General features: G+C 56.8%; 21 protein-coding genes and 1 pseudogene. 14 read left to right on the forward strand and 8 right to left on the reverse strand.

The genetic code is table 11. From position 1 onward, the window contains the following. Nucleotides 1–14: 14 nt before the first annotated feature. The 4 genes from glmM to MUN80_RS07280 all read left to right on the forward strand — a co-directional run bounded on the left by glmM (nucleotide 15) and on the right by MUN80_RS07280 (nucleotide 4160). The gene (gene glmM / locus MUN80_RS07265) at nucleotides 15–1409 is read left to right on the forward strand and encodes a phosphoglucosamine mutase (protein ID WP_244721652.1); all 1395 of its coding nucleotides are present in this window, start codon (nucleotides 15–17) and stop codon (nucleotides 1407–1409) included. A gap of 158 nt (nucleotides 1410–1567) precedes the next feature. Next, nucleotides 1568–2710, forward strand: a complete 1143-nt coding sequence (locus MUN80_RS07270; protein WP_244724845.1) for a cysteine desulfurase family protein — start codon at nucleotides 1568–1570, stop codon at nucleotides 2708–2710. A gap of 214 nt (nucleotides 2711–2924) precedes the next feature. After that, entirely contained in the window at nucleotides 2925–3587 is a 663-nt protein-coding gene (locus tag MUN80_RS07275; RefSeq protein ID WP_244721653.1) for a hypothetical protein, read from the forward strand. A 54-nt stretch (nucleotides 3588–3641) separates the two neighbouring features. Beyond that, complete coding sequence (locus tag MUN80_RS07280; RefSeq protein ID WP_244721654.1) at nucleotides 3642–4160, forward strand: PRC-barrel domain-containing protein; 519 nt, start codon at nucleotides 3642–3644, stop codon at nucleotides 4158–4160. A 138-nt stretch (nucleotides 4161–4298) separates the two neighbouring features. On the opposite strand, the gene hemH is transcribed toward MUN80_RS07280, so the two are convergent. Continuing rightward, nucleotides 4299–5342, reverse strand: a complete 1044-nt coding sequence (gene hemH, locus MUN80_RS07285; RefSeq protein WP_244721655.1) for a ferrochelatase — start codon at nucleotides 5340–5342, stop codon at nucleotides 4299–4301. A 197-nt stretch (nucleotides 5343–5539) separates the two neighbouring features. Between hemH and era the strand changes: the two genes are divergently transcribed. The 3 genes from era (at nucleotide 5540) to MUN80_RS07300 (ending at nucleotide 8371) form a co-directional block, all read left to right on the forward strand. Then, on the forward strand, nucleotides 5540–6439 hold the full coding sequence (gene era / locus MUN80_RS07290) for a GTPase Era (protein ID WP_244721657.1): 900 nt from the start codon (nucleotides 5540–5542) through the stop codon (nucleotides 6437–6439). Nucleotides 6440–6600: 161 nt separating this feature from the next. After that, nucleotides 6601–7923, forward strand: a complete 1323-nt coding sequence (gene der / locus MUN80_RS07295; RefSeq protein ID WP_244721665.1) for a ribosome biogenesis GTPase Der — start codon at nucleotides 6601–6603, stop codon at nucleotides 7921–7923. Nucleotides 7924–8092: 169 nt separating this feature from the next. Further along, a complete protein-coding gene (locus MUN80_RS07300) occupies nucleotides 8093–8371 on the forward strand; it encodes a hypothetical protein (RefSeq protein ID WP_244721669.1) in 279 nt (92 codons plus the stop codon). A gap of 80 nt (nucleotides 8372–8451) precedes the next feature. Here MUN80_RS07300 and MUN80_RS07305 read toward each other — a convergent pair whose 3' ends face one another. The 5 genes and pseudogenes from MUN80_RS07305 to MUN80_RS07325 form a co-directional block, all read right to left on the reverse strand. Continuing rightward, on the reverse strand, nucleotides 8452–9018 hold the full coding sequence (locus tag MUN80_RS07305; RefSeq protein WP_244721672.1) for a hypothetical protein: 567 nt from the start codon (nucleotides 9016–9018) through the stop codon (nucleotides 8452–8454). A gap of 165 nt (nucleotides 9019–9183) precedes the next feature. Beyond that, complete coding sequence (locus MUN80_RS07310) at nucleotides 9184–9447, reverse strand: hypothetical protein (protein ID WP_244721675.1); 264 nt, start codon at nucleotides 9445–9447, stop codon at nucleotides 9184–9186. A 22-nt stretch (nucleotides 9448–9469) separates the two neighbouring features. Next, nucleotides 9470–10269 (reverse strand): annotated as a pseudogene (gene murQ, locus MUN80_RS07315) (N-acetylmuramic acid 6-phosphate etherase). Nucleotides 10270–10317: 48 nt separating this feature from the next. Further along, nucleotides 10318–10551, reverse strand: a complete 234-nt coding sequence (locus MUN80_RS07320; protein ID WP_244721678.1) for a cytochrome b5 domain-containing protein — start codon at nucleotides 10549–10551, stop codon at nucleotides 10318–10320. Nucleotides 10552–10731: 180 nt separating this feature from the next. After that, entirely contained in the window at nucleotides 10732–11880 is a 1149-nt protein-coding gene (locus MUN80_RS07325; RefSeq protein WP_244721681.1) for a formimidoylglutamase, read from the reverse strand. A 232-nt stretch (nucleotides 11881–12112) separates the two neighbouring features. On the opposite strand from MUN80_RS07325, the gene MUN80_RS07330 reads away from it, so the two are divergent. The 7 genes from MUN80_RS07330 to MUN80_RS07360 all read left to right on the forward strand — a co-directional run bounded on the left by MUN80_RS07330 (nucleotide 12113) and on the right by MUN80_RS07360 (nucleotide 21121). Further along, nucleotides 12113–13891: an AMP-dependent synthetase/ligase gene (locus MUN80_RS07330; protein ID WP_244721683.1), complete on the forward strand. Its 1779-nt coding sequence runs from the start codon at nucleotides 12113–12115 to the stop codon at nucleotides 13889–13891. Nucleotides 13892–14036: 145 nt separating this feature from the next. Next, nucleotides 14037–14513 carry a MarR family winged helix-turn-helix transcriptional regulator gene (locus tag MUN80_RS07335; RefSeq protein ID WP_100338677.1) on the forward strand — a complete coding sequence of 159 codons (477 nt, stop codon included), beginning with the start codon at nucleotides 14037–14039 and terminating at the stop codon, nucleotides 14511–14513. 143 nt (nucleotides 14514–14656) lie between these two features. Continuing rightward, a complete protein-coding gene (locus MUN80_RS07340) occupies nucleotides 14657–17065 on the forward strand; it encodes a 3-hydroxyacyl-CoA dehydrogenase/enoyl-CoA hydratase family protein (protein ID WP_244721686.1) in 2409 nt (802 codons plus the stop codon). 41 nt (nucleotides 17066–17106) lie between these two features. Then, a complete protein-coding gene (locus MUN80_RS07345) occupies nucleotides 17107–17475 on the forward strand; it encodes a four helix bundle protein (RefSeq protein WP_262922048.1) in 369 nt (122 codons plus the stop codon). A gap of 46 nt (nucleotides 17476–17521) precedes the next feature. Continuing rightward, nucleotides 17522–18700: an acetyl-CoA C-acyltransferase gene (locus MUN80_RS07350; protein WP_244721691.1), complete on the forward strand. Its 1179-nt coding sequence runs from the start codon at nucleotides 17522–17524 to the stop codon at nucleotides 18698–18700. A gap of 113 nt (nucleotides 18701–18813) precedes the next feature. Beyond that, a complete protein-coding gene (locus MUN80_RS07355; RefSeq protein WP_244721694.1) occupies nucleotides 18814–19137 on the forward strand; it encodes a 50S ribosome-binding protein YggL in 324 nt (107 codons plus the stop codon). A gap of 196 nt (nucleotides 19138–19333) precedes the next feature. Next, entirely contained in the window at nucleotides 19334–21121 is a 1788-nt protein-coding gene (locus tag MUN80_RS07360) for an acyl-CoA dehydrogenase FadE (protein ID WP_244721696.1), read from the forward strand. Between the two features lie 99 nt (nucleotides 21122–21220). Here the strand turns inward: MUN80_RS07360 and MUN80_RS07365 are convergent, their stop codons facing one another. Together MUN80_RS07365 and MUN80_RS07370 are read right to left on the reverse strand one after the other, a co-directional pair. After that, complete coding sequence (locus MUN80_RS07365) at nucleotides 21221–22669, reverse strand: T9SS type A sorting domain-containing protein (protein ID WP_244721698.1); 1449 nt, start codon at nucleotides 22667–22669, stop codon at nucleotides 21221–21223. A gap of 214 nt (nucleotides 22670–22883) precedes the next feature. Continuing rightward, nucleotides 22884–24335 carry a hypothetical protein gene (locus MUN80_RS07370; RefSeq protein WP_244721700.1) on the reverse strand — a complete coding sequence of 484 codons (1452 nt, stop codon included), beginning with the start codon at nucleotides 24333–24335 and terminating at the stop codon, nucleotides 22884–22886. Nucleotides 24336–25015: the final 680 nt, after the last annotated feature.

The following is a 25015-nucleotide window of genomic DNA, read 5'->3' on the forward strand; positions in this document are numbered from 1 at the left end:
AACAAACCTTGCTTGTGGCACTGATCAAATCAATTTCCGGCATCCGGGGCACCATCGGCGGCGCAGCCGGCGAAGGCCTGACCCCCATTGACGTAGTGAAGTATGCAGCGGCCTTTGGCACCTGGGTACTGGAAAAAACGCAGAACAACACGATTGTCATCGGTCGGGACGCACGCATTTCGGGCGAGATGGTCAGTAAGCTGGTGGAAGGTACCCTGCGCGGACTGGGCATCGACGTAATCGACCTGGGCCTGAGCACGACACCAACCGTGGAAATAGCCGTGCCCGCCAAAAAAGCCGGCGGTGGCATCATCCTCACGGCCTCGCACAATCCTAAGCAGTGGAACGCGCTGAAGCTGCTCAACGACAAGGGCGAGTTCATTTCCGACGAGGAAGGGCAGGCTGTGCTGGCCCTGGGCGACAACGAGTCTTTCAACTTTGCTCCGGTCAACAAGCTGGGACAGTACTCGACCGACAACACCTTCTTCAAGAAGCACATCAAAGCCATTCTGGCCCTGCCGCTGGTCGATGTGGAGGCCATCAAGGCCAAGAAGTTTCGCGTCGTTATCGACTGCGTCAACTCCACCGGCGGCATTGTGGTGCCCATGCTGCTCGAAGCCCTGGGCGTAGAGAAAGTGGAAAAGCTGTTCTGTGAGCCCACCGGCGACTTTGCCCATAACCCCGAGCCCCTACCCGAAAACCTGCGCGACATTGCCCGGGTACTGGAAAAAGGCTCCTTCGACCTGGGCATTGTGGTGGACCCCGACGTGGACCGCCTCGCCCTGGTAAACGAGGACGGCAGCATGTTCGGGGAAGAGTACACCCTGGTAGCTGTGGCCGACTACGTACTGCAGCAGAGCGGGGGCGGCAATACCGTCAGCAACCTGAGCAGTACCCGCGCTCTGCGCGACGTGACCGAAAAAGCCGGCGGCAACTACGCCGCCGCCGCCGTGGGCGAGGTGAACGTAGTGACCAAGATGAAGGAAACCAACGCCATTATCGGTGGCGAGGGAAACGGCGGTATTATCTACCCCGAACTGCACTACGGTCGCGACTCCTTGGTGGGCATTGCGCTTTTCTTGAGCCACCTGGCCAAGTCGAACCTGACTATGACGCGCCTGCGGGCTTCGTATCCGGGCTACTTCATCTCCAAGAACAAGATTGAGCTGACGCCCGAAATTGATACCGACCAGGTACTGGTGCAGATGCAGCAGCGCTACGCCAAGCAGCCGGTAAATACCATCGACGGGGTGAAAATCGAGTTTGACAAGGAGTGGGTGCACCTGCGCAAGTCCAACACGGAGCCTATCATTCGCATCTACGCCGAATCGGACTCCAACGCCACGGCCGACCACTTGGCCAACAAGATTATTGCTGACATCAAGGAGATTATCTCCCAGAAGAGCTAGAAGCGCTTTTTGCCTCCATTTATAAAGGATTCCGGCTGCCACGCTGGAATCCTTTATTTTTGTGGGGCTATATTCTCTCAGTAGCTATACCTCCTCCCTCCACCTTAGTTGCGCGTATGCCTCTCCACCCCGATTCGCACGCCTCCACTGCCACACCCATGGCTGTGTATTTTGATAATGCGGCGACAACCCCGCTCGATCCGGAAGTGCTGGATGCTATGCTGCCCTTCCTGCGCGAGCACTACGGCAACCCCAGCAGCATCCACGGCCACGGCCGCAAGGTGCGGGCAGCCATCGAGAATGCCCGTAAGACCATTGCCCACCTGATAAACGCTGCCCCGGCCGAAATTTCCTTTACTTCGGGCGGCACCGAGGGCGACAACTACGCAGCTTTCGGCAGCATTCGGACGCTGGGTTTGCGCCACGCCGTGACCTCCAAGCTAGAGCACCACGCTGTGCTGCACACCCTACAGGCGCTGGAGAAGTCCGGCGACATTACGCTCAGCTACGTGCGCCACGACGAGCAGGGGCGCCTGGATCTGGAGCATCTGGATGAGCTGTTGAAAACCAACGGCCGCTCGTTCGTGAGCTTGATGCATGCCAACAATGAAATTGGCAACCTGAACGACATCGGAGCTATTGGTAACATCTGTCAGCAGCACCAGGCCATTTTCCACACCGATACGGTGCAGACCATGGGCCACTACCGGCACGATGTACAGAAGCTGAAGAACCACTTTCTGGTGGGTTCAGCGCATAAGTTTCACGGCCCGAAAGGGGTGGGCTTTCTTTACCGCCGTCCCGAGGTGCACGTAGCCCCGCTAATTCACGGGGGCTCCCAGGAGCGCAATGTGCGGGCCGGCACCGAAAATGTGTACGGTATCATCGGCCTGGCTAAAGCTCTGGAAATTGCCTACCGCGACATGGACACCCATCAGCAGCACATCCAGGGCCTGAAAGACCGGTTTATTTCGCGCCTGACCAGCGAAATTGAGGATGTGCAGTTCAATGGACTCTCTGCCTATGCCGACCAGAGCCTGTACACGGTGCTGAGCGTGAGTTTGCCGCCGTCGGCGATGAGCGAAATGCTGCTTTTCAACCTGGACATCAGCCGGGTGTCGGTGTCGGGCGGCTCGGCCTGTAGCAGCGGTGCCGATGCGGGTTCGCACGTGCTGACGGCCCTGGGCTGCGACCCGCAGCGGGGCGCCATCCGCTTCTCGATGAGCAAATACAACACTGCTGAAGAAGTGGACTACGCCGTAGAGCAACTCGCCAAGATGTACCGTAAGGTGCCCGCTTAGCCCCGAGCTTGCTGCCTGCGTCAGGTAGCTATTACGAAACCCCGCTTGTGTTTTCCCGAACCGGGGAAAGCGCAAGTGGGGCTTTGGGCTTTATCCTAGCTGGTTGAGTCGTGCGGAGCCTGTCGTTTAGGTCGTAAGGCAGCTGCTATATAGCGGTGGCCTATCTATTTTGCCGTCCTTGCGTACTCACTGGCAAAAGCAGCTTCCGACTCTCATGGCCGACATTAATATTCAGCGTAAAAAGTCCTCTCCTAGTCCCTGGCTCCTGGTTTTGCTCGTGCTCATCGTGTTGGCAGTGGTGGGCTACTTCCTGTTCCGCTCTGATACGGCCGAACCAGTCGAGCAAGCCCCTGCGGCAACAACCAGTGCTGCCCCCGTTGCTGCCGACTCGGCAGCTGAGGCCGAAACGGCCCCGCCTCTAGCTGATGGCGACGCAGCCGCGGTAGCCGATATGGCTGCCGCCGAAGGCCCGGTTACAGCCGATGAGCTGGCAACCTTTGCTACCGCCGAAACCGACAGTCCGGACTACGGCCGCCGCGGCCTGCAGATGCTCACGGCTTCGCTCAGCAGCCTGGCCGACCGGGATGACCTGCGCGGCGACGCCACCGTAGCCGAGCGGCGCAACGACCTGACCAGTGCCATCAGCCGCAGCTCGGAACCTAATGCCAGTTTGCGGCCGGGCTTTGTGGCCGTGGCTGGTTTGCTGCAGGCTATTCAGCAAAAAGGCTACCCCGACCTGGAAAAACCCGTGGCTGAGCTCGGAGAACAAGCCCGGTCTTTGTCGGGGCGTACTACGCCTGCCGACCAGCCCGCTCTGCAGGCCTTTTTCACCAAGGCTGCCGGCATCCTGCAGACGCTCGACGAGCCCGCGCCCTAGTGTACCGGTACTGCACCCCAATTTACCCGTTTCACCTGCTTGCTAACCCGACTCATGGAGCCGAATTCTCCCATACCCTCTGCCGAAGGCATGCACCTGCGCCGCCTGCGCGACCTGACTGAGTTTGAAGTGGCCGACGGCAGCCCCGATGTACGTGGCTGGGCTGTGCGCGGCGGCGACGGTGCCAAGTTTGGCGACGTCTCTGAATTGATAGTGGAGGAAGAGGCCCTGAAGGTGCGCTACCTCGACGTGGAGCTTGATTCGTCGCTGAACGTGAACCGTCACGAGCGTCACATCCTGATTCCGGTGGGCGTAGCGGCCCTAGACGAGGAGGGCGACAATGTATTTGTGCCTTCCTTAAATAAGGAAGCCGTGCTGGATTATCCGCCCTACGAGGAAATCCGCATTACCAGGGAGTATGAGGAGGCTATGCTGCGCAGTCTGAAGCTGCCTTTGCCCGAAGGCCGCTCCGGTAGTTTCTACGACCAGGATTCTTACAACGAGCAACGCTTCTACCACAACCGCCGACCGGCTGCTCACGAAGGCCTACGCCGCCGCGACCCGGAGGCTTAGCGTTGTTTATTGAGCCTTAATTAAGGCTTGCCTGACCCGTAAACGAGTCATACTGGGTGGGAGCAGCTGGCAATCCGCAGCTTCTTACATCCAGTATGACTCGTTTAAGAGTTAGGCTCGCAAACGGCCTGACTAAAGTTAATTACGGTGAATCATGTTCACGACGCCCTCCACCCACTGCGGGTGCGAGTTCAGGCTGGGCACCAGTTGCCAGTGGGTTCCGCCGGCTTCCTCGAACATTTCCTTGAATTCCAGGCCGACCTCAATCGTCGTTTCGAGGCAGTCGGCCACGAATGCGGGGCTAAAGGCCAACACGTTTTTGATGCCTTTGGCGGGCATCTCTTTTAGGACTTCGTCGGTGTAGGGCTGTAGCCACGGGTCACGGAGCCGGCTTTGCAGACGGCTCTGGAAGGTGGTTGTGTACTGCTCAGGACTCAGGCCCAGGCCGGCCGCTAGCTGCCGTGAAGTCTCGTAGCACTGGGCTCGGTAGCAGTAGCGGTTGTTCTTGTTGTAGCTATTGCAGCAAGTGCCCAGCTTGCAGTAGTTGTTGTGGCTGCCCTTGAGCACGTGGCGTTCTGGAATGCCGTGGTAGCTGAATACGACGTGGTCATAGTCGTGCTTGGCCATTTCCTGCTTGCCCAAGGTCACGAAGGTGCCAATGAAGCCGGGGTCATCGGTGAAGGTGCTGATGAAGCTGATGCTGGGTACTACCCACCACTTGCTCACAATTTCCATCACCTTTTCCTGGACCGAGCCAGTGCTGGCCGCCGCGTACTGCGGAAACAGCGGCAGCACGATAATCCGGTCGACGGCTGCTTCGCGCAGCTCTTCCAAGGCTTTTTCGATGCTGGGGTTCTGGTAGCGCATACCAAAAGCCACGGCGTAGTCTTTACCGAGCTTTTCCTGCACCAGTTTCTGCAAGTCTAGGCCGTGGTAAAGGAGGGGAGAGCCGCGCTCATCCCAGAGCTGCTGGTAAATCTTGGCCGACTTAGGTGCGCGCAAGGGCACCACCAAGCCCTGGAACAATGGATAACGCACAGCGGCGGGCATGTCGATAACCCGACCGTCGGTGAGAAATTCGTTGAGGTAGCGGCGTACGTCAGGCGTTTTCGGAGAGTCGGGCGTACCCAGGTTTACGAGGAGCACGCCGATACGGCGCTGCGGAGAGGCGGGAGTTGGCATAGAAAAAGAACGGTCGTCCGTCATAGACAAAGGTAGGGCCTCTAGGGTTTGGGAGGAAGCCCGTATTTTTCCACTGGCACCTAGTAAGATGAGCAGGAGTCAAGCCAGAAGGTAAGAGGCTGGTTGTCTGATTTAAGACTAAACGATGTGCATCTGCCTATAAAGCGGTACCTTTGCAGACTTATTTAGAAAATCCTGTGAATCCCGAACCTAAACCGCACCGCGCTGGCTTTGTGAGCATTATCGGCAAGCCCAATGTGGGCAAGTCGACGCTGATGAACGCCCTGATGGGCGAGCGGCTCAGCATTGTCACGAGCAAGGCCCAGACCACGCGTCACCGCATCCTGGGCATCCTGAACGGCGACGATTTCCAGCTGGTCTACTCCGATACGCCCGGCATCATCCAGCCCAAGTACGAGCTGCACAACGCCATGATGTCGTTCGTGTACAGCTCCCTGGAAGACGCCGACGTTATCCTGTTCGTGACCGACATCTACGAAAAGCACGACGAGGAGCCCGTAGTAGAGCGCCTGCGCAAGATGGTCGACACCCCGATTTTGCTGCTGGTCAACAAAATCGACCAAGCCGACCAGGCCGAAGTAGAAGCCAAGGTGGAGTATTGGCGCGAACAGCTGCCTAATGCAGCCCGCGTATTGCCCATTTCGGCCCTCGAAAAGTTTGGTACCGGTGAGCTGTTGGATCTGATTCTGGGCTACCTGCCCGAGCACCCGGCCTATTACCCCAAAGATGAACTCACCGACAAGCCGGAGCGTTTCTTTGCCGCCGAGATGATTCGGGAGAAAATCTTCAAACTCTATAAAAAGGAAGTTCCCTACAGCTGCGAAGTTGGCATCGAGGAATTCAAGGAGGAAGAGGATATTATCCGCATCCGGGCCACCATCTACGTGGAGCGGGCTAGCCAGAAAGGCATCATCATCGGCAACAAAGGCGAGGCGCTGAAGAAAGTCGGCACCTGGGCCCGGGAGGAAATGGAGAAATTCTTCCAAAAGAAAGTCTTCCTCGAAACCCACGTCAAAGTCAACGAAAACTGGCGCACCGACCCCAAAGCCCTAAACCGCTTCGGGTACAGCCAATAGATAGAACTCGGAAGTGAGAGCTCAGAACTTAGACTAAACGATTATTAATTCTAAGTTCTGAGCTCTCACTTCTGAGTTCTAAAAGAAATTCCGACCTCACATTTACTTAACTACTCCGGGCACTGCCGAAACTGGTCGGGCCGGCGGCTGGAGTCAGACGCATGAAGAATACCATTGCAATTGTGGGCCGCCCCAACGTGGGCAAATCCACCCTGTTTAACCGCCTCGTGGGTCACCGCAAGGCCATTATGGACAACCAAAGCGGCGTAACCCGCGACCGGCACTACGGCTACGGCGAGTGGATCGGCAAGCACTTCACCGTCATCGACACGGGGGGCTACGTGCACGGCTCCGACGATGTATTTGAGGAAAGCATCCGCCGCCAAGTAAAGCTGGCTATTGATGAGGCCGACGTGGTTTTATTTATGGTTGACGTGGACGCGGGCATGCACGGCCTCGATGAGGAGTTTGCCAACGTACTGCGCCGCTACCAGGGCAAAAAGCCGATTTACCTGGTCGGCAACAAAGCTGACACCAACGCCCGGGCCCACGCGGCCGGCGAGTTCTACGCCCTGGGCGTCGGCGACGGTGACATCTTCACCATCTCCTCCCAAAGCGGCTCCGGCACCGGCGACTTGCTTGATGCCGTAGTTTCGCACTTTGAAGACCCATGGGAGGAAGTGCAGGATGAAGGCCTGCCCAAGATTGCCGTGGTTGGCCGCCCCAACGTGGGCAAGTCCAGCCTGGTAAATTTGCTGCTGGGCGAGGAGCGCACCATCGTGACTGATATTGCCGGCACAACCCGCGACGCCATCAAAACGCGCTACAACGCCTTCGGCAACGAGTTCATTTTGATTGATACGGCCGGTCTGCGCCGCAAAACCAAGGTGAAAGAGGATATCGAATTCTACTCCGTGCTCCGCTCCATCCGGGCCATGGAAGAGTCCGATGTCTGCATCGTGATGCTCGACGCTACCCGCGGCGTGGAAGCCCAGGACGTGAACATCATCGCCCTGGCCGACAAGAACCGCAAGGGCATCGTGATTCTGGTCAATAAGTGGGACTTGGTCGAAGACAAGGAAACCAACACGACCAAGAAAATCGAGGAGCAGATTTATGAGAAGATAGCGCCTATTGCCTATCCGCCCATCATCTTCACCTCGGTGCTCACCAAGCAGCGCGTGCACAAGGCCATTGAAACGGCCATTCAGGTGTACGAGAATAAGACTAAAAAAATCCCGACTTCCCAACTCAACGAGGTGATGCTGCGCGTGATTGAGGAGCACCAACCGCCGTCCACGAAGGGCAAGATGGTGCGCATCAAGTACGTAACCCAGCTGCCCACGCATAACCCGGTGTTTGCTTTCTTCTGCAACCTGCCGCAGTACGTGAGTGAGTCGTACACCCGCTACCTGGAAAACCGCCTGCGGGAGAATTTCGACTTCGGTGGCGTGCCCATCGGTATTATTTTCCGGAAGAAGTAAGCTGATATTTAAGGCGTTGGAAAAACGCAGAATAAATTTTTCTACTGTCGGGTTACCTTCCGGGGAGGTGAGTATAAAGGTCCGAATCTAGCGCCGAGCTGCAATACGCCCGAAGCCTGATTTAAGAATATCTGACTTGATTCTCACAACCCCATTTTTTCCCTTGACCATGAAAAAGGTTCTGTTCCTCGCCCTGGCTGCTGCTTCGTTCACCTTCGCTTCGTGCGACAGCAAGACTGAAAACGCTCAGGAAAACGCTGCTGAGCAAGTAGAAGAAGCTGGCGAAGCTAAGGCTGACGCTATGGAAAATGCTGGCAACGAAGCTGGTGCTGACTCGGTAGAAAACGCTACCGAAGCTCAGGCTGACAAAATGGAAGATGCCGCTGACGCTGGTGCTAGCCAGGCTACGCCTGCTCCCGCTGCCGGCGCTACCACGACCCAGCAGTAATTGCGCTGCCTGAAAAGGCAAAAAGGAGGCTCCCTGATTCAGGGAGCCTCCTTTTTTTATGGGTATTGCGGTAAGAGCAGCTATCCCAGCCGCCGCCGCAGAATACCGTCGACGAGAGTGAAGAGCCGGCGGGGCTCGTAGGTGCGCCAGGGAAGGTCATCGAGTTGTCCACCGAAGTTGACGTAGTTATCCACATTGAACTGGTGCATTTCGCGGATAACGTGCTCCTGGAAGTTGACGCCGGCAATCCAGCCGTCTTCCACGTCTTCGAACCACTCTTCGTAGTAAGAGTCGTCGGAGCCGTGGAAGTTGAATACGTTTTCGCCGACGAGGATGAATTTGCGGATGCCTTCGTGCACCATCAAATCGATGATATTGCGCTTAAGGCTCATGATGTCGTTTTCGATGGCGTCGTTCCACTCGCCGATGAATTCAATGATGCCGATGCCCTCGTCGTAGTCGACAAAGAGGATTTTGAGGAACAGCGTATCGGATTCGAGGCTGTCCCACTGCGGGTGAATGTAGTACCCGTAAATCGTATTGGTGAAGGCGTTGAGGTTGTTTTCAGCTTCGAACAAGGGGGAGCGGGGGTCCTCAGAAGCGGAATACTGCTCTATCCAGTTATAGTGGGGCTCGATGGTATGCACGGGCGGGCAGTGGTTGGAATGAATGAGTAGACAGGTAACAACCACCGGCCAAAAAAGCTCCGGGGCAGCAGCTCATTCTAACGCGCAAGCCCTAATTGTGTTGACCTGGCTATTGGGTTGGGTCAATCACCGATAAGCTGAGCCAAAATTAGGGCACCAGTTGAGCTACTTGCTCAGTAGCGTGCCAAACAACAGTATACCAAGCAGTAGTGCGGGAAAAGAAGCCAGGGCCGCGGCCCCAGCCAGTATTGGACGCTGGCGCTGGAAAGCCTGATAGGTATAGATAAGTAGGGCTACGGTATTGGCCAGAACTATCAGGAGGTAGAGAGCTTTTAAGGCTACGAAGGACAGCGGCTCATAATACAGCACATGCAACACAAGTTGCAACAGGCAGGAAAGCATAACCCGCAGGCCAAAGCTTTGAATCATGGTACGTGGTCAGAACAACGAATTACCGTTGCGCCTCAATTGCGGCCCGCACGGAGCCGTGCTTCTTAAGTAGCTCAGCGGCTTCGGGCTGCTCAATGCCGAGCTCGTCCATTATCATCTTTTCGCCGCGGTCCACGAGCTTGAGGTTGCTGAGCTGCATGTCAACCATCTTGTTGCCTTTGACTTTGCCCAGACGGATCATGGTGGCGGTAGTAAGCATGTTGAGCACTAGCTTCTGGGCCGTACCAGCCTTCATGCGGGTGCTGCCGGTAACGAACTCGGGGCCGGTAATGACTTCGACGGGGAAGTCGGCGAGGGCGGCAATGGAGGACTCGGGGTTGCAAACGATGCAGCCGGTGGCAATGCCGTGGCGGCGGGCAATGGCCATGCCGCCGATGACGTAGGGAGTGCGGCCGGAGGCGGCAATGCCGACGAGCATGTCGTTGGCGTTGATGTCGTGGGCCTGGAGGTCGCGCCAAGCCTGCTGGGCGTCGTCCTCGGCATTTTCGACGGCTTTGCGGATGGCAGTGTCGCCACCGGCAATAAGACCGATAACCAGGCCCTGGGGCACGCCGAAGGTAGGCGGGCACTCCGAAGCGTCGAGGATACCGAGCCGGCCGCTGGTGCCAGCCCCAATGTAGAACAGCCGCCCCCCCGTTGCAGCCGCTCCACCGTGGCTTCCACCAGGGCCTCAATCTGGGGCAGGGCCCGGGCTACGACCTGCGGCACCGTCTGGTCCACGCTGTTGATGCCGACCAGCAGCTCGTGGGTGGAGAGCGTTTCGAGGTTGTTGAACTGGGAAGGACTTTCGGTAGTACCCAAGGTGAGATGGTGAAATGGTGAAGTGGTGAGTTTTATGCTGAACTGACTTCAACGTTCCAAAGTGGAAGAGGTAGGCGCTTTGAGGCGGGCAATGGCGTGAAACTTGTCGAAAACGTGCTCAGTATGAGGCGCATCTTTCTGGAGCTCCTTAGTCAGATCCTGGCCGGCCCAGTGCTCGTAGTGGTTGCCACGGCGCCAGAGACGGGAGCGGGTCACGTCGTAGATCAGGCCATTATAACCCACCCAGATTTCGTCCCGGTCCTGCCCGTTGCGCAATGCCAATTGAGCCAGGGTGTATTCGGGGAGGTTCGTTGTTAGATGTTGGTCGCTAGTTGTTAGTCCGTTGTTTGGAGCTGCTTGTTGTTGGTTTTCTGAATCGGACGGCGGGTTCATCAATTGACTTCTGAATTAAGAATGCCGCGAAGCACGGACGAAAAACAACTAACAACTACGAACGAGCAACTAGCCAAGTAATGCCTGAGTGAGAATCCAGCGGTTGGGCAGGTCACCCTGGGCGGCTTTGAAGTAGTCTTCGTAGCTGCACGGCACAATCCGCTTGATGGCGCTGTCGGCTAGGCTTTCCACTTCCAGCCACCACTTTTCGGTGCGTTTGGCCTTGTAGAACACCAGCTTGGCCGGGGAGCCGGGCAGCCCCACGGCGTAGCGGATAAAGCGGCGGCTCTGGAAGTCAGTTTCGTTGCGGCGGTGGTAGTAGCCCTCAATGAAATACCACAGCATCGTAGCCAGGGCGCAGGCTGCCAGGCCGTGGGTGTCGTGGTCGGGGCGGTAGCCGTAGAGGCCGAAGGAGCTGAGTTGGTCGTTATGGCCCGCGTACCAAGCTAGCTTGGCAGCTTCCTCGTTGGTAAGGCCGAACGGGTTAGCGGGGTAGTAAGCTGGGGCATCGTTCCAGCGCAAGGCGGCCACGTCGAAGCTCACAAAGTCGGCTTGGCGCAGCAAGGGTTCGGCCTGGCGGATATCGTCGCGCACCTGCCCCAGGCGCAGGGTTTCGAAATGGAGCTTTTCCAGGGCCGCCAGCACATCGGGGGCCACCAGGTACTGCTGGTGGGCCAGCTGGGCGAAGTTGAACACGAAATTGGGCTCGTGCATCAGAATGCGGCGCAGGTGCGAATCCTCGGCCGGGGCCGTGTCGTGCTCGGCCATGTCTACCCGCGAGTCGACCATGGCAAAGCTGACCGGCCGTTCCAGGGTTTCGTAGGCCAGGAACTGTCCGTAATCCAAGTCCTGGCTGCCGCCGAGCAGAATCGGGACGGTGTTATGCTCCAGCAGCGCGGCCACGATTTCACGCAGGCGCAGGTAGGTGTCTTCCAGCGTTAGGCCGGGGCGCAGGTTGCCCAAATCGACCAGGCGCATGCTGCCGGTGCCTTTTTGCAGCTGATAGAAGCGGCGGCGTACTTCGTCGGCCCCGTGTACGGCAGGCTCCCCACCGGCGCTGCCCCGCCACTCGTTCAGCCCGATAAGGGCCAAGTCCGCCGCCCGCCAGTCCGGAAACGAGTCCAGAAAACGGGTAGCGTAATTCGCTAGCGTGGTAGAAGCTGCCGAGGCGGCAGTGAGCTCCTCGCGGAGCGGATCAAAGAAGATGGCCAGATTCATCGGGCGCGGACAGTGCAGGCAGACAAAACTAAGCAAAACCCGCTAGCCCTTCCAGTTTTTCGGCGTCAACCTTCGCCCCGAGCTGGTCCGTAATAGGCATTATGCCAAAAAATCTATTTATTTAAGCTGTCTTGGCTGATTATTCGAGACGCCTTTGCCCTCTCTAGCGTTACAGAAGCAGACTTTTTTTGCCCTCTTTTCCGCTTTTCCCACCCTTAGCATCCTACTCTCCATGGAAGTCCGCCGCGCGTTTGATATTCTCTCGCACCAACTTGCCACTGCCCCCAAAGCCGACTCTCTGGCCGCCAAGATTGATGGTTCCTGGCAAAAGTATAGCACCCAGCAAGTCCTGGACCATGCCAACCAGGTCAGCCTGGGCCTGCTGGCGCTGGGCCTGAAAAAGGATGATAAAGTGGCCATCATTTCGATGAACCGGCCCGAGTGGATGTTTGCCGACTTCGGTATCTCTCAGATTGGCGGTACTACCGTGCCGATGTACCCCAGCATTACGGTCGAAGACTACAAGTACATCTTCACCGACGCCGGCGTTAAGGCCGTATTCGTGTCGGATGCTAAGCTCTACGCCAAAGTAAAGGAAGCCACGGCTGATTTGCCCGAGGTAAAGCACGTTTTCACCTTCGACAAGGTGGCGGGCGTGCGGCACTTCAGCGAGCTGCTGGAAATGGGCAAAAAAGGTGACCCGGCTACCTTGGAGCCCCTGCGCGCCGCTGTGCAGCCCGACGACCTGCTCACCCTGATTTATACCTCCGGCACTACCGGCAACCCCAAAGGCGTGATGCTCAGCCACGACAACATTCTGAGCAACTGTCGTAACTCCCAGCCGTTTGTGCCCGTCACGAAGGACGACAAGGCCCTGAGTTTCCTTCCGCTCTGCCACATTTTCGAGCGGATGGTAACTTACCTCTACATGATCAACAGCGTGAGCATCTACTACGCCGAAAGCATGGAGGTCATTGCCGACAACCTGCGCGAGGTGAAGCCCCAGATTTTCACCACCGTACCCCGCCTGCTGGAGAAGGTGTATGATAAGATTGTCGCTAAAGGCCACGAGCTGGATGGCGTCAAGAAAAACCTGTTCTTCTGGGCCCTGGATTTGGGCCTGAAGTACGATACTCAGAAAGACCAAGGCTTCTTCTACAATACCCAGTTGGCTCTGGCCAACAAGCTTATTTTCAATAAATGGCGTGAGGCGCTGGGCGGCAACCTCAAATGCATCGTATCCGGTGGCGGCGCCCTGCAGCCCCGGCTGGCCCGGGTGTTCTGGGCAGCGGGTATCCGGGTGATGGAAGGCTACGGTCTGACGGAAACCTCCCCGGTTATTGCCGTGGGCGGCTTTGAGCCCGAGAACAACATGATTGGTACCGTCGGCCCACTCATCGACAACATGGAGGTGAAAATTGCCGAAGACGGCGAGATTCTGACCAAGTCAGCCTCCGTGATGAAGGGCTACTACAACAAGCCCGACCTGACAGCCAAGGAAATCGACGCCGACGGTTGGTTCCACACCGGCGACATCGGCGAGTTTGTCAATGGGCGCTTCCTCAAGATTACCGACCGGAAGAAGGAGATGTTCAAAACCTCAGGCGGCAAGTACATTGCCCCGCAGGTAATTGAGGGCAAGTTGAAAGAGTCGCCGCTGGTAGAGCAGTGCATGGTGGTAGGGGCCGACCAGAAATTTCCTGCCGCCCTCGTCATTCCTTCCTTCGACGACCTAAAAGGCTGGTGCAAGCGCAATAACGTGGACTGCAATTGCTCCAACGAAGAGCTCATCAAGAATGAGAAGGTGGTGCAGATGTACGAGGATCTGGTGAAGAAGTACAACCAAAGCTTCGCTCAGTGGGAGCAGGTCAAGAAAATCGTATTGCTGCCCAACCTCTGGACCGTAGAAACGGGCGAGATGACACCCACCATGAAGGTAAAGCGCAAGATCATCACCGAGAACAACAAGGATCTGATCGAGAGCCTCTACCAGCAGGAGGCACACCGGTAAACGGCAGGTAGGGCTGCCGAGAAAAGTTTGGGGCTGCTGACCGTCTCCGGAATGGAAATGAGCACTGGCCCCAAACTTTTTTTCTAATTATTTAGTATGCAAGCATAACATATTCTTTGTATGTTTACCGGACTTCGCCACACCCATGACACCGGAAGAAACCGTCGATTATAACATCAAAGTTGCCTGGCACGCCATTTCGCGCATGTACAATACGCAGGCTGCCAAGCACGACATTACCACCAGCATCGGCTTTGTCCTGCTCAATATAGACCAGGAACTCGGTACTCCGGCTACCAAAATTGCGCCCCTGCTGGGCCTCGAAACCCGGAGCCTGACGCGCATTCTGCGCAGCATGGAAGAGAAGGGCCTGATCTACAAGCAAGCCGATACCCAGGACAAACGCTCGGTCCGCATTTTCCTGACCGAGGAAGGTTTGCGCAAAAAGGAAGTTTCGCGCCAGACCGTGCGGCATTTCAACCAGAAGGTGCGGGAGAAAATCCCCCAGGCCCAATTGGAAGTCATGTTCAAGGTCGTGGGCCAGATTACGGGCATGATTGAGGGGAAAACCCTCTTCGACGATTTTAAGCTGAAACCCCTGCGCTCCGAATCCGCCGCCTAACGGCGCGGGCTCGGAGTGTTTTGCTTTCGGATAGCAACCCAAATAGCGGGCCTTCGTGTTCTAATTAACTCGGCATGACGAGTAGTTGAACGCGAAGTTTCCACCTGAATCTTTCATTTCTCACCCACCTCATTCCTTCCCGAATGAATCGTATTATCAAAAAAGTAGCCGTATTGGGCTCCGGTGTGATGGGCTCGCGCATTGCGCTGCACTTCGCCAACATCGGCGTGCAGGTGTTATTGCTCGATATTGCTCCCAAGGAGCTGACTCCCGACGAGGAAAAGAAGGGCCTCAAGCTCGACGCGGCGGCGGTGAAAAACCGCATCGTAAACGCCTCGCTCGACGCGGCCGTGAAGTCGAACCCCTCGCCGCTCTACCGCAAGGCCGACGTGTCGCGCATCAAAACGGGCAACTTCGACGACAACCTGAAGGACATTGCCACCTGCGACTGGACCATTGAGGTCGTCGTAGAGCGTCTCGACATCAAGAAGAGCCTGTTTGAGCGCATCGAGCAGTTCCGCAAGCCCGGCACCCTGATTACGTCGAACACTTCGGGTATTCCGATTCATTTGATGGCTGAAGGCCGCTCGGATGATTTCCGCAAGCACTTCGCCGGCACTCACTTCTTCAACCCGCCCCGCTACCTGAAGCTGCTCGAAATCATCCCGACGCCGGAAACGGACCAGTCGGTGGTGGATTTCCTGATGCACTACGGCGACCTGTACCTGGGCAAAACCACCGTACTGGCCAAGGACACGCCCGGCTTTATTGCCAACCGCGTGGGCGTTTTCGCCATGCTCGACGTAATGCAGACCATGCAGCGCCTGGGCCTGACGGTGGAAGAAGTCGATAAGCTGACCGGCCCGGTTATCGGCCACGCTAAGTCGGCTACCCTGCGTACTTCCGACGTGGTTGGTCTGGACACGACCATCAACGTAACCAATGGCCTAGCCCAGGGCCTGCCCAACGACGAAGCCAAGGACGTATTCGTGCTGCCCGACTTCGTCAAGAAAATGGGTGAGAACAAGTGGCTGGGCGACAAAACCGGCCAGGGCTTCTACAAGAAAGTGAAGGGCGCGGGCGGTAAGTCCGAAATCCACGCCCTGGATTTGAATACGCTGGAGTACAAGCCCAGCCAGAAGGTGAAATTTGCTTCCCTGGAAGCTACTAAGGCCATTGACAAGGTAGCGGACCGGTTCAAGGTGCTGGTAGCCGGCAAAGACAAAGCTGCCGACTTCTACCGCCAGAGCTTCGGCAGCCTGTTTGCCTACGTTTCGAACCGGATTCCGGAAATCACCGACCAACTCTACAAGATTGACGACGCCCTGCGCGCCGGCTTCGGCTGGGAACTGGGTCCGTTCGAAACCTGGGACGCCCTGGGCGTGCAGAAAGGCCTGGAGCTGGCTCAGGCCCACGGCAAAAACGTAGCTCCCTGGATTGAGGAAATGCTGGCCGCTGGCAATTCGACCTTCTACAAGGTGAATGAGCAGGGTGTTAAGCAGTTCTACGACCTGGAGTCGAAGTCTTACCAGACCATTCCGGGCGTGGAGAACTTCGTTATCCTCGACAACCTGCGCGCCACGGGCAAAGTCATCTGGAAAAACGCCGGGGCTTCGGTCCTCGACCTCGGCGACGGTATTGTAAACGTGGAGTTCCACTCCAAGATGAACACCCTGGGCTCCGACGTCATTCAGGGCCTGATGAAGGGCGTGGACATTGCCGAGAAGGGCTTCCGCGGCATGGTCGTCGGCAACGACGCGCCCAACTTCTCAGCCGGCGCCAACCTGGGTCTGGTGTACATGTACGCCCTCGACCAGGAGTACGACGAGATTAACATGATGATTGCCCAGTTCCAGAATGCTATGATGCGCATGCGCTACAGCAGCATTCCGGTGGTGGGCACGCCCCACGGCCTGGCCTTGGGCGGTGGCTGCGAGCTGAACCTGCACGCCGATAAGGTGGTAGCGGCCGCCGAAACCTACATGGGACTGGTAGAATTCGGCGTGGGTCTGATTCCGGCCGGGGGTGGTACCAAGGAAATGACCTTGCGCACGGCCGCTAAGTATGAGGAAGGGGAGCCCGAGTTCAACCTGCTCCGCAACGCCTTCGTGACCATTAGCACCGCCAAGGTGTCGACTTCGGCCGCCGAGGCCTTCGACCTGGGCTTCCTGCGCCGCGGCGACGAAGTGGTAGTCAACAACAACCGCCTCATTGCCACCGCTAAGGCTGAAGCCATTGCCATGGCCGAGGCCGGCTACACTCAGCCCGTGCAGAAAACCGACATCAAGGTGCACGGCAAAGGGGCCCTGGCCATGTTCCTGACCGGGGTGCACGCTATGCGGGTAGGCAACTACATTTCCGACCACGATGTTAAGATTGCCAACAAGCTGGCTTACGTCATGACTGGTGGGGATTTGTCGTCGCCGGCCAACGTGAGCGAGCAGTACCTGCTGGATCTGGAGCGCGAAGCCTTCCTGAGCCTGACCGGCGAGCGGAAAACCCTGGAGCGTATCCAGAGCATCCTGACCACCGGCAAACCGCTGCGCAATTAGAATTCAGAACTGAGAGCTTAGAACTTAGCGGTTGTTCTGGTATGGTAAGTCGGCATCGTTTTCGGGAGCTGAAGATTTGGCAGAAGGCGATGCTGATTACCAAGTTGACCTACCAGTGTTCTGCAGCTTTCCCAAGTGACGAACGATTTGGTCTGACGTCTCAGATACGCCGGGCAGCAGTTTCTATTCCTTCCAATATTGCAGAAGGGTCAGGTAGAGGCTCAACCAAAGACTTCAGTCAGTTCTTGTCAATTGCTACTGGCTCGGCTTACGAGTTAGAAACCCAGCTCATCTTGGCGGCTGAATTCGGTTATCTTGATGAAACCCGCTTACAGTCAGTACTTGATGAGTTAGCCGAATTGCAACGAATGCTCTACGGCTTCCAGAAAAGTCTTCAACCTGAGAACTAGCCACCCGAGTCTAAGCTCTGAGTTCTCACCTCTAACATCTAAGATCATGAATGCATATATCGTAGCCGGTTACCGCACTGCCGTTGGTAAAGCCACCCGTGGCGGTTTCCGCTTCACCCGTCCCGACGACTTGGCCGCGGACGTCATCAAACACCTGGTAGCCTCCGTGCCCGCCCTCGACCCCACGCGCATCGACGACGTGATTGTAGGCAACGCCGTGCCGGAAGCTGAGCAGGGCCTGCAGATGGGCCGCCTGATTTCTTTGCTGGCTTTGCCCATGAACGTATCGGGCCTGATTGTAAACCGCTACTGCGGCTCGGGCGTGGAAACCATTGCCATGGCCGCTGGTAAAATTGCCGCCGGCATGGCCGACTGCATCGTGGCCGGTGGTACCGAAAGCATGAGCATGGTGCCCACCGTGGGTTGGAAGACGGTTCCGAACTACAACCTGTCGAAAAAACACCCCGACTACTACCTGGGCATGGGCCTGACGGCCGAAGCTGTAGCCAACGACTACAAAATTTCGCGCGAAGACCAGGACCTATTCTCCTACAACTCCCACCAAAAGGCCATCAAGGCTATTGAGGCCGGCAAGTTCAAGGAGCAGATTGTGCCCATTACCGTCGAGGAAACCTATATTGACCAGGCTTCGGGCAAGAAGAAAACCCGTTCGTTTGTAGTCGATACCGACGAAGGCCCCCGCGCTGATACCTCGGTAGAAGCCTTGGCTAAGCTGCGCCCCGTGTTTGCTGCCAACGGCACCGTTACGGCTGGTAACTCGTCCCAGACTTCCGACGGTGCGGCTTTCGTGATTGTCATGTCGGAGCGCATGGTGAAGGAGCTTAACCTGGAGCCCATTGCCCGCATGGTAACCTACGCTACCGAAGGCATCGACCCGCGCATCATGGGTATGGGCCCGATCAAAGCCGTGCCGAAGGCGCTGAAGCAGGCCGGCATGAAGCTCGACGACATCGACCTGTTTGAGCTCAACGAGGCCTTTGCTTCCCAGTCCATTGCCGTGGTGCGAGAGCTGGGCATCGACGAAAGCAAGCTGAACGTGAATGGCGGTGCTATTGCCCTGGGCCACCCACTGGGCTGCTCGGGCGCCAAGCTCAGCATCCAGCTCTTCCACGAGCTGCGGGCCCGAGGCCAGAAGTATGGCATGGTAACCGCCTGCGTGGGCGGCGGCCAGGGCGTAGCTGGCATCTACGAGCTGCTGAAATAACTCTCCCAGCTTCGACCCGGACCGGGTGCTGGTCGGAAAGCGTGGCAGCGCTTCTCCACCGGAAAACTCAGGCCGCGCCCGGTCCGAGTCGAAGTTCTTGCTTAGCTTAGGTCATGAAAAAACGCCTGCGTAAGAAAACCCACCGCCAGGAATTCAAGGAATTCAGCTGGAACGTGTCCTACCGTCTCACCGACGACAAGCCCGACAGCTACCTGGATTTCTCGGACGTGCTGCTCGAGCAGATTGAAGCCTTTGAGCTGATTATCGGCGGAGCCCTGGATGATTTTGCCGCCACGCCCGTGAAGCGGCTGTCCGAAGAGCAGGCCCGGGAAAAGCGCGACCAGCTCCAGCAGTGGCTGCAGGCCCGGCCCGAAGTAGCCGAGGCTACCAGCTCCGAGCTGACCGACGCCTACTACGGCCCGTTTCGCGACCAGTAACTAAGTGGAGTCGGAAGCCTCAGTGCACTGGGGCTTCTTTTTTTCAGGCAAAGTACTCGGCAAGCATAACATAATTACGTATATTTCGGTACGAATGTATTCGGGCCGCCTGACGTTATAAATAGTAGGCAAGCCGAGCACTTCGCCCTCAGACTTTCGACATAAAACATTCCTTAACCCAACTCTCACCCTGGCCATGGAAGTATCCCAAAAGCTTGTAAAAGGCGGCGAATTCATCATCAAGGAAACCGACGCCCAAGACGTATTCACCCCCGCCGACTTCTCGGAGGAACAGAACATGATGCACCAGACCGCGCTGGACTTCGTGGAAAAAGAAGTGCAGCCCCTGCTGGAGCGCCTCGACAACCACGAAGAAGGCCTGATGCGCGGCCTGATGGAAAAAGCCGGTCAGCTGGGCCTGTTCGGCGTGAGCATTCCGGAAGAGTACGGCGGACTGAACATGGACTTCCCAACCTCGCTGCGGGTGACGGAAGGCGTGGGCGGCGGCCACTCGTTCCCAGTTGCGTTTGCCGCCCACACCGGCATTGCCATGCTGCCCATTCTGTACTTCGGCAACGACGAGCAGAAAGCCAAGTACCTGCCCGGCCTGACCAGCGGGGAACTGATGGGGGCCTACTGCCTCACCGAGCCCGGCTCGGGCTCCGACGCGCTGGGTGCTAAAACCAAAGCCATTCTGACCGAAGACGGCGAGCATTACGTGCTCAACGGCCAGAAAATGTGGATTACAAACGGTGGTTTCGCCGACGTATTCGTGGTATTCGCCCAGGTGGATGGTGACAAGTTCACCGGCTTCATCGTGGAGAAAGGCACGCCCGGTCTGAGCCTCGGCAACGAGGAGCACAAGATGGGCATCAAAGGCTCGTCGACCCGGCAGGTGTTCCTGTCGGACGTGAAAGTGCCGAAGTCGGCCGTGCTGGGTGAAATCGGCAAGGGTCACCTCATTGCCTTCAACATTCTCAACATTGGCCGCATCAAGCTTGCCGCTGCTTGCTTGGGTGCTACCAAAATGGCTTCGACGCTGAGCATCCGCTACGCTAACGAGCGGGTACAGTTCAAGATGCCGATTGCCAAGTTTGGCGCCATCAAGTACAAGCTGGCCCAGCAGGCCGTGCGGATTTACGCCGTTGAGTCGGCTATCTACCGCGCCGGTATGGACATTGCCCGCATGGAGCAGGAACTGCTCAGCAAAGGTCAGAGCCACAACGAAGCCCTGCTAGGTGCCGCCCGCGAGTTTGCCGTGGAGTGCGCCATTCTGAAAGTAGAAGGCTCGGAAGTACTCGACTACGTAGTAGATGAAGGCGTGCAGGTGTATGGCGGCTACGGCTTCTCGGCCGACTACCCCATGGACCGCGCCTACCGGGATTCGCGCATCAACCGCATCTTCGAGGGCACGAACGAAATCAACCGCATGCTGGCCGTTGACATGATCCTGAAGAAGGCCCTGAAAGGCGAGCTGGACCTGATGGGTCCCGCCCAGGCCGTGCAGCAGGAGCTGATGGCTATTCCGGACTTTAATGTTGAGGAAGAAACCGGCCTGTTCGCTGCCGAGAAAAAGACCATTGCCAAGCTGAAGAAGGCCATCCTAATGGTTGCTGGCACAGCCGTGCAGAAGTACATGAACTCCCTGGCCAAAGAGCAGGAAGTACTGATGAACATTGCCGACATGGCTATCAAGGTCTACACCGCCGAAAGCACCATTCTGCGCGTGGAGAAAGAAGCCGGCGTGAAAGGCGAGGAGGCAGTAGCTCCCCAGATTGACATTGCCCGCATCTACCTCTACGACACCGTAGACCAGGTAAACAAGTTCGGCAAAGACGCCATCGGCACCATGACCGAGGGCGACGAGCAGAAACTGCTGGCCATGGGCCTGAAGCGCTTCACCAAAGCTGACCTCTACAACGCCAAGGAAGCCCGCCGCCGCGTAGCCGACGTGCTGATTGCCGCCAACGAGTACAGCTTTTAGTAGCGTAAGAATTGGTTTGTTTGCATAAAAAAGGCCGCTCCTAAAGTAGGAGCGGCCTTTTTTCGTGTTTTGTTGTTCAGAACTTGGTAAGTAGCCAAGCTATTCGGCCCGGACGAACTGCTTGGTGACGGTGAAATCGGGCCCCTGAATGCGGAGAGTGTAGCTGCCCGACCGTACGGCCTGCAAGGGAATCGGCACTTCGCCGGCTACGATGCGGGTGGCTGGCAAGGTCAGGACTTCCCGGCCCAGCAGGTCGAACACCTGGAGCTTGAGGAACTGGGTTTCCGGCAGCCCGGAGAGGTGCAGCGTCAAGGTCTGAGTGGCCGGATTGGGATACAGGGAAAAGCTGCTAGCCAGCGGAGTGCGGCTGCTCAAGGTTGGAGAATATGCCAGGCCTGCGACGCCAAACGACTTGTTGCCGCTGCCGTCGGTCTGGGTGCCCGCTACTATTACCCGACCATTGGGCTGCAGAACCATAGCTGCCGGGCTAAAACCTGCTAGCGAGATGGTAGAAGCAGTAAAAGTGGGGGTAGTAGCTGAAAACCGGAAGATACGGCAGTCGTTGGTAGCCGTGCGCAGGCCGACCAGAGTTTCGCCCGTAGGCAGCAGGTTCAGGCCTAATACTGCGTTGCTGGTGCTACCCGTAGCCGCTTTGAGCAGGCCCTTCTTCCCAAACGACGTATCAAGCACGCCATCTGCGGTAAAGCGGGCTATGGCGATACTATCATTTCTTTCCAGGCCAGCCACCACAATCTTGTTGTCGGCCTGCAACAGCATTTTTTTCCAAGCGATTCTTAGGCCGCCCGCCGATCGGTCCAGAATAGTAATGCCATTGGTGCCGAAGGCCGGGTCGGGTTGGCCAGTGCCCAGGTAGCGAACAATAGCGGCCCCATTCGGGCCCACGTAATTCTGGTTAGAAACAAAGTGCTCACCAGCTGTGAGCAAGCGGCCAGCGTTGTCAACAAGCGCAGTATATGCTATTTTACTACTTCCTGCTGTCGTATTACTGGTTTCGTTGCCGGTCATCGGGTAGTTGTGGACAAACGAGTTGTCGTAGGTGCCAGCCGCCGATATCCGCTCAATGGTAGTAATCTCTGAGTTGCCACCAACGTTAAGGCGGTAATTGACACTAAAGAATTTCCCGTCTGCCTGCAAGGCTAGTGCATTCACATAGGTGCTTAGGCTGCCCGTATTGGCATCATTGAGAAGCCGGCCGCTCGTGCCAAAGGTGTTGTCGAGAGCACCGTCAGGCTGAAAGCGGGCACAAGCTTTCCTTCTGGGACCAGATATGGGGGGCGTGGTAAGCATGGTGGCAAGCTGGCCTCCGACCAAGATCTTGCCATCGGGCTGTACCAAGGGTGCCGTTGCCTGCGCCGACTGTACCGTAAAGCTGGGGCTGTTACTGGTGAAAGAAGTCGTGGCGGTACCGGCAGTGCCAAAAGTAAGGTCTGGCTGACCGGTAGCCGTGAGCTGCGCCAGCCCAAACATCTTGTTATTCTCACCCGCCACCAGCAGTTTACCGCCGGACAGCAGCGCAAGGCTGGTCACTACATCCGTATTTGCCGCCGTCGGAAATAGAATTGCGGTTCTCCCCGCCGTGCCAAAAGTAGGGTCCAGAACGTAGGATTGTCCATAAGCCGCTTGGAGGCCGCTGCACGTCAGGAGCGCGCATGCTAAAAAAGTAGGTGTGTGCATAAGCAGAATTATTAGATTGGGAAAAGTGAATTATAAAGGGCCGGCTGACACCGCTAACAAAAGAACCTTACTTCACCACAATCTTGTTCAGCATCAGCGCTGCTGACTTTTTGCTCGGGCGGCTTACGCCGATGATGGTTTTGGCGTCGAGCCAGCCGGTGAAGTCTTTTACGTAAGCCAGGTTCTGGTCATTGGCGACGCTTAGGCTAAGCCCTTTGGGCGCCGATACCACGCCAGTTTGGGCATTTACCTGGCGCACGTACAGGTCCGATTTGCCCTTGATTTTTTCCTGCGTCAGGATCTGCACATCCGAGCCGAATACGGTGGCGCGGAATCCAATACCGGTGAAAGACTCCGTAGGTGGCGCTACCTGGTCTTTGGCAATAATGGTATGCCAGGTCGGGCTCTGAAACTCGTTGTAGCCAAACACGTGCAGTTCCCGGGCGTGCACCGGCGACTCGTCGCCACCTTCTTCGTACTTCTTCTCGGCAATAACGACCAACTGCTTTTCGGGCGTGAGTAGCAATTCAGCGAGGTACACGTCTTCCAACCGCTTAGCGCTGGTCTGGCCAGCTTTGTTGACCTCCGCCAAATATTCGGGAGTGAAGCGGAATTCGGGAGCGAATTTCATGTCGCCTTCGCCGGCGAAGTCAAACTTGACGACTTTCAGGCTGTAGTACTGCCCACTTTCCCGCTCGGTGCAAATGGCGGCGGCGTACAACGTATTGTCGGGCTGCAGGCCAAACTTGGCGTCGAACACCGTCACGGCCTTGCCGCCAAACGTGCCGCCCACGGCTACCGACATGATTTTGGTTTCGGGCTTGTCGTTGAGGTAGCGGCGCACAGTGAGCTTCTTCATCTGGTCGCTGATAAGGGCTACGTACTGCGTACCGTCGTTGCCGACGTGCACGGTGGGGGAGAAGAAGTCACCCAGGTCGTGGAAGTCGTAGGTACGGTCCTTGAGCTTGGTTAGCTTCTGATCGTAGACCGTGGCGCTGATGGCTCGGATCTGTACCTCACGGGTGAGGTAGCGGAAGGCTACCAGCTTGGAGCCGTCGGGGGAAATAGCCACGCCGGGGCGCCGGTCGCGGGCAGAGGCATCAATCAGCTTTTTAGGGGGCGTTTTCTGGCCGTTGCGCAAATCAACCAGCACGGCCGAAAGGCTTTGATTAGCATTATCCTTTTGGTGTATTACCACGAAGGCCTGTTCGGAGCCGTGGCCGAAAGCTTCCACGCTTTCCCCCTCCGCTACGGGAATGGCGGCCGTCCATTGCTGCTTCAAATCGGCATCGTAGCGCTCCACAGCATACTGCGTGGCCGATTTGTGGGCCAGAATGACAAAACCCCCACCGGTCACGGGCAGCATTTTGCGCGTTACGCGTTGGTTATAACGGTCTTCGGCCTGTTCGGGCAAATAGCTGAACGGTACCGACTTCACCTTTTGAGCTACGACGGCCGTGGGAGTGGTCAGCAGACCGAGTGCTAGCGCACCAACGGAAAGGGAAAATGTAAACCGCACGGAAAAAGATAGTTAAGGATGAAAAGGTGTGATGAACAAAAAAATGTACTCTCCAAAGGTATCCAACTCTGGCCGCTTCTCGTAAAGGCCACGCTCCCCAACGGCAAACGGCCCAGGTCATCATGATTTGTTCACGCTATCATAACGTTTTGATAGTCGTTTTTGAGGTGTCGACTTCGTTACTTTGCCAAAAATAACGAAGAGCAACAGCCTCGACGCGCTCAGGAAATATTGTAAAATTCAAATACAATGGTTTCTCCGGCTGAACAGTTCATAGGAGCAAAAAAAAGTCTTCTCGCTCGGTCTTTCCAGTTTTTTGGCTCAAAAATTGCTTTGTTCGCGCCGCCTCTTGACTAGCTCCCAACACTATGAAATTTCTACTAAAATTCGTCCTGCTTTTCGCCTTGATTGTCGTTGGTAAGTTGGCTAAAGAATCCGTTACGCCGCTTGCTACTGCAAAACGTGTTCAGGCCGAAACTCCCGTACAGCCAGCCTCTTTTTTCACCCGACAGGTAAGGCTAGAGAATACCCCGCATGGTGGTGGTAGCCGACTGTGGCAGGCTACGGCTCCTGCTTCCTCCGCTCGATCCGCGGAAGCATTCGAATAATATCGGCAGGCGACTTACTTAAGTCGCCTTTTTTGTGCCTAGTGCAAACGTTTGAGTTGGGCCGTAGGAGTC

The sequence above is a fragment of the Hymenobacter cellulosivorans genome (genome assembly GCF_022919135.1).
Taxonomy (GTDB): Bacteria; Bacteroidota; Bacteroidia; order Cytophagales; family Hymenobacteraceae; genus Hymenobacter; species Hymenobacter cellulosivorans.

What these genes read in the sequence shown, in the direction of transcription:
- MUN80_RS07335 (WP_100338677.1), top strand. Translation starts at nt 14,037, where the DNA reads ATGACACCGGAAGAAACCGTCGATTATAACATCAAAGTTGCCTGGCAC.
- MUN80_RS07280 (WP_244721654.1), top strand. Translation starts at nt 3,642, where the DNA reads ATGGAGCCGAATTCTCCCATACCCTCTGCCGAAGGCATGCACCTGCGC.
- MUN80_RS07310 (WP_244721675.1), bottom strand. Translation starts at nt 9,447, where the DNA reads ATGATTCAAAGCTTTGGCCTGCGGGTTATGCTTTCCTGCCTGTTGCAA.
- MUN80_RS07355 (WP_244721694.1), top strand. Translation starts at nt 18,814, where the DNA reads ATGAAAAAACGCCTGCGTAAGAAAACCCACCGCCAGGAATTCAAGGAA.
- MUN80_RS07300 (WP_244721669.1), top strand. Translation starts at nt 8,093, where the DNA reads ATGAAAAAGGTTCTGTTCCTCGCCCTGGCTGCTGCTTCGTTCACCTTC.
- MUN80_RS07270 (WP_244724845.1), top strand. Translation starts at nt 1,568, where the DNA reads ATGGCTGTGTATTTTGATAATGCGGCGACAACCCCGCTCGATCCGGAA.
- der (WP_244721665.1), top strand. Translation starts at nt 6,601, where the DNA reads ATGAAGAATACCATTGCAATTGTGGGCCGCCCCAACGTGGGCAAATCC.
- MUN80_RS07350 (WP_244721691.1), top strand. Translation starts at nt 17,522, where the DNA reads ATGAATGCATATATCGTAGCCGGTTACCGCACTGCCGTTGGTAAAGCC.
- MUN80_RS07275 (WP_244721653.1), top strand. Translation starts at nt 2,925, where the DNA reads ATGGCCGACATTAATATTCAGCGTAAAAAGTCCTCTCCTAGTCCCTGG.
- MUN80_RS07360 (WP_244721696.1), top strand. Translation starts at nt 19,334, where the DNA reads ATGGAAGTATCCCAAAAGCTTGTAAAAGGCGGCGAATTCATCATCAAG.
- MUN80_RS07345 (WP_262922048.1), top strand. Translation starts at nt 17,107, where the DNA reads ATGGTAAGTCGGCATCGTTTTCGGGAGCTGAAGATTTGGCAGAAGGCG.
- MUN80_RS07330 (WP_244721683.1), top strand. Translation starts at nt 12,113, where the DNA reads ATGGAAGTCCGCCGCGCGTTTGATATTCTCTCGCACCAACTTGCCACT.
- MUN80_RS07325 (WP_244721681.1), bottom strand. Translation starts at nt 11,880, where the DNA reads ATGAATCTGGCCATCTTCTTTGATCCGCTCCGCGAGGAGCTCACTGCC.
- MUN80_RS07340 (WP_244721686.1), top strand. Translation starts at nt 14,657, where the DNA reads ATGAATCGTATTATCAAAAAAGTAGCCGTATTGGGCTCCGGTGTGATG.
- hemH (WP_244721655.1), bottom strand. Translation starts at nt 5,342, where the DNA reads ATGCCAACTCCCGCCTCTCCGCAGCGCCGTATCGGCGTGCTCCTCGTA.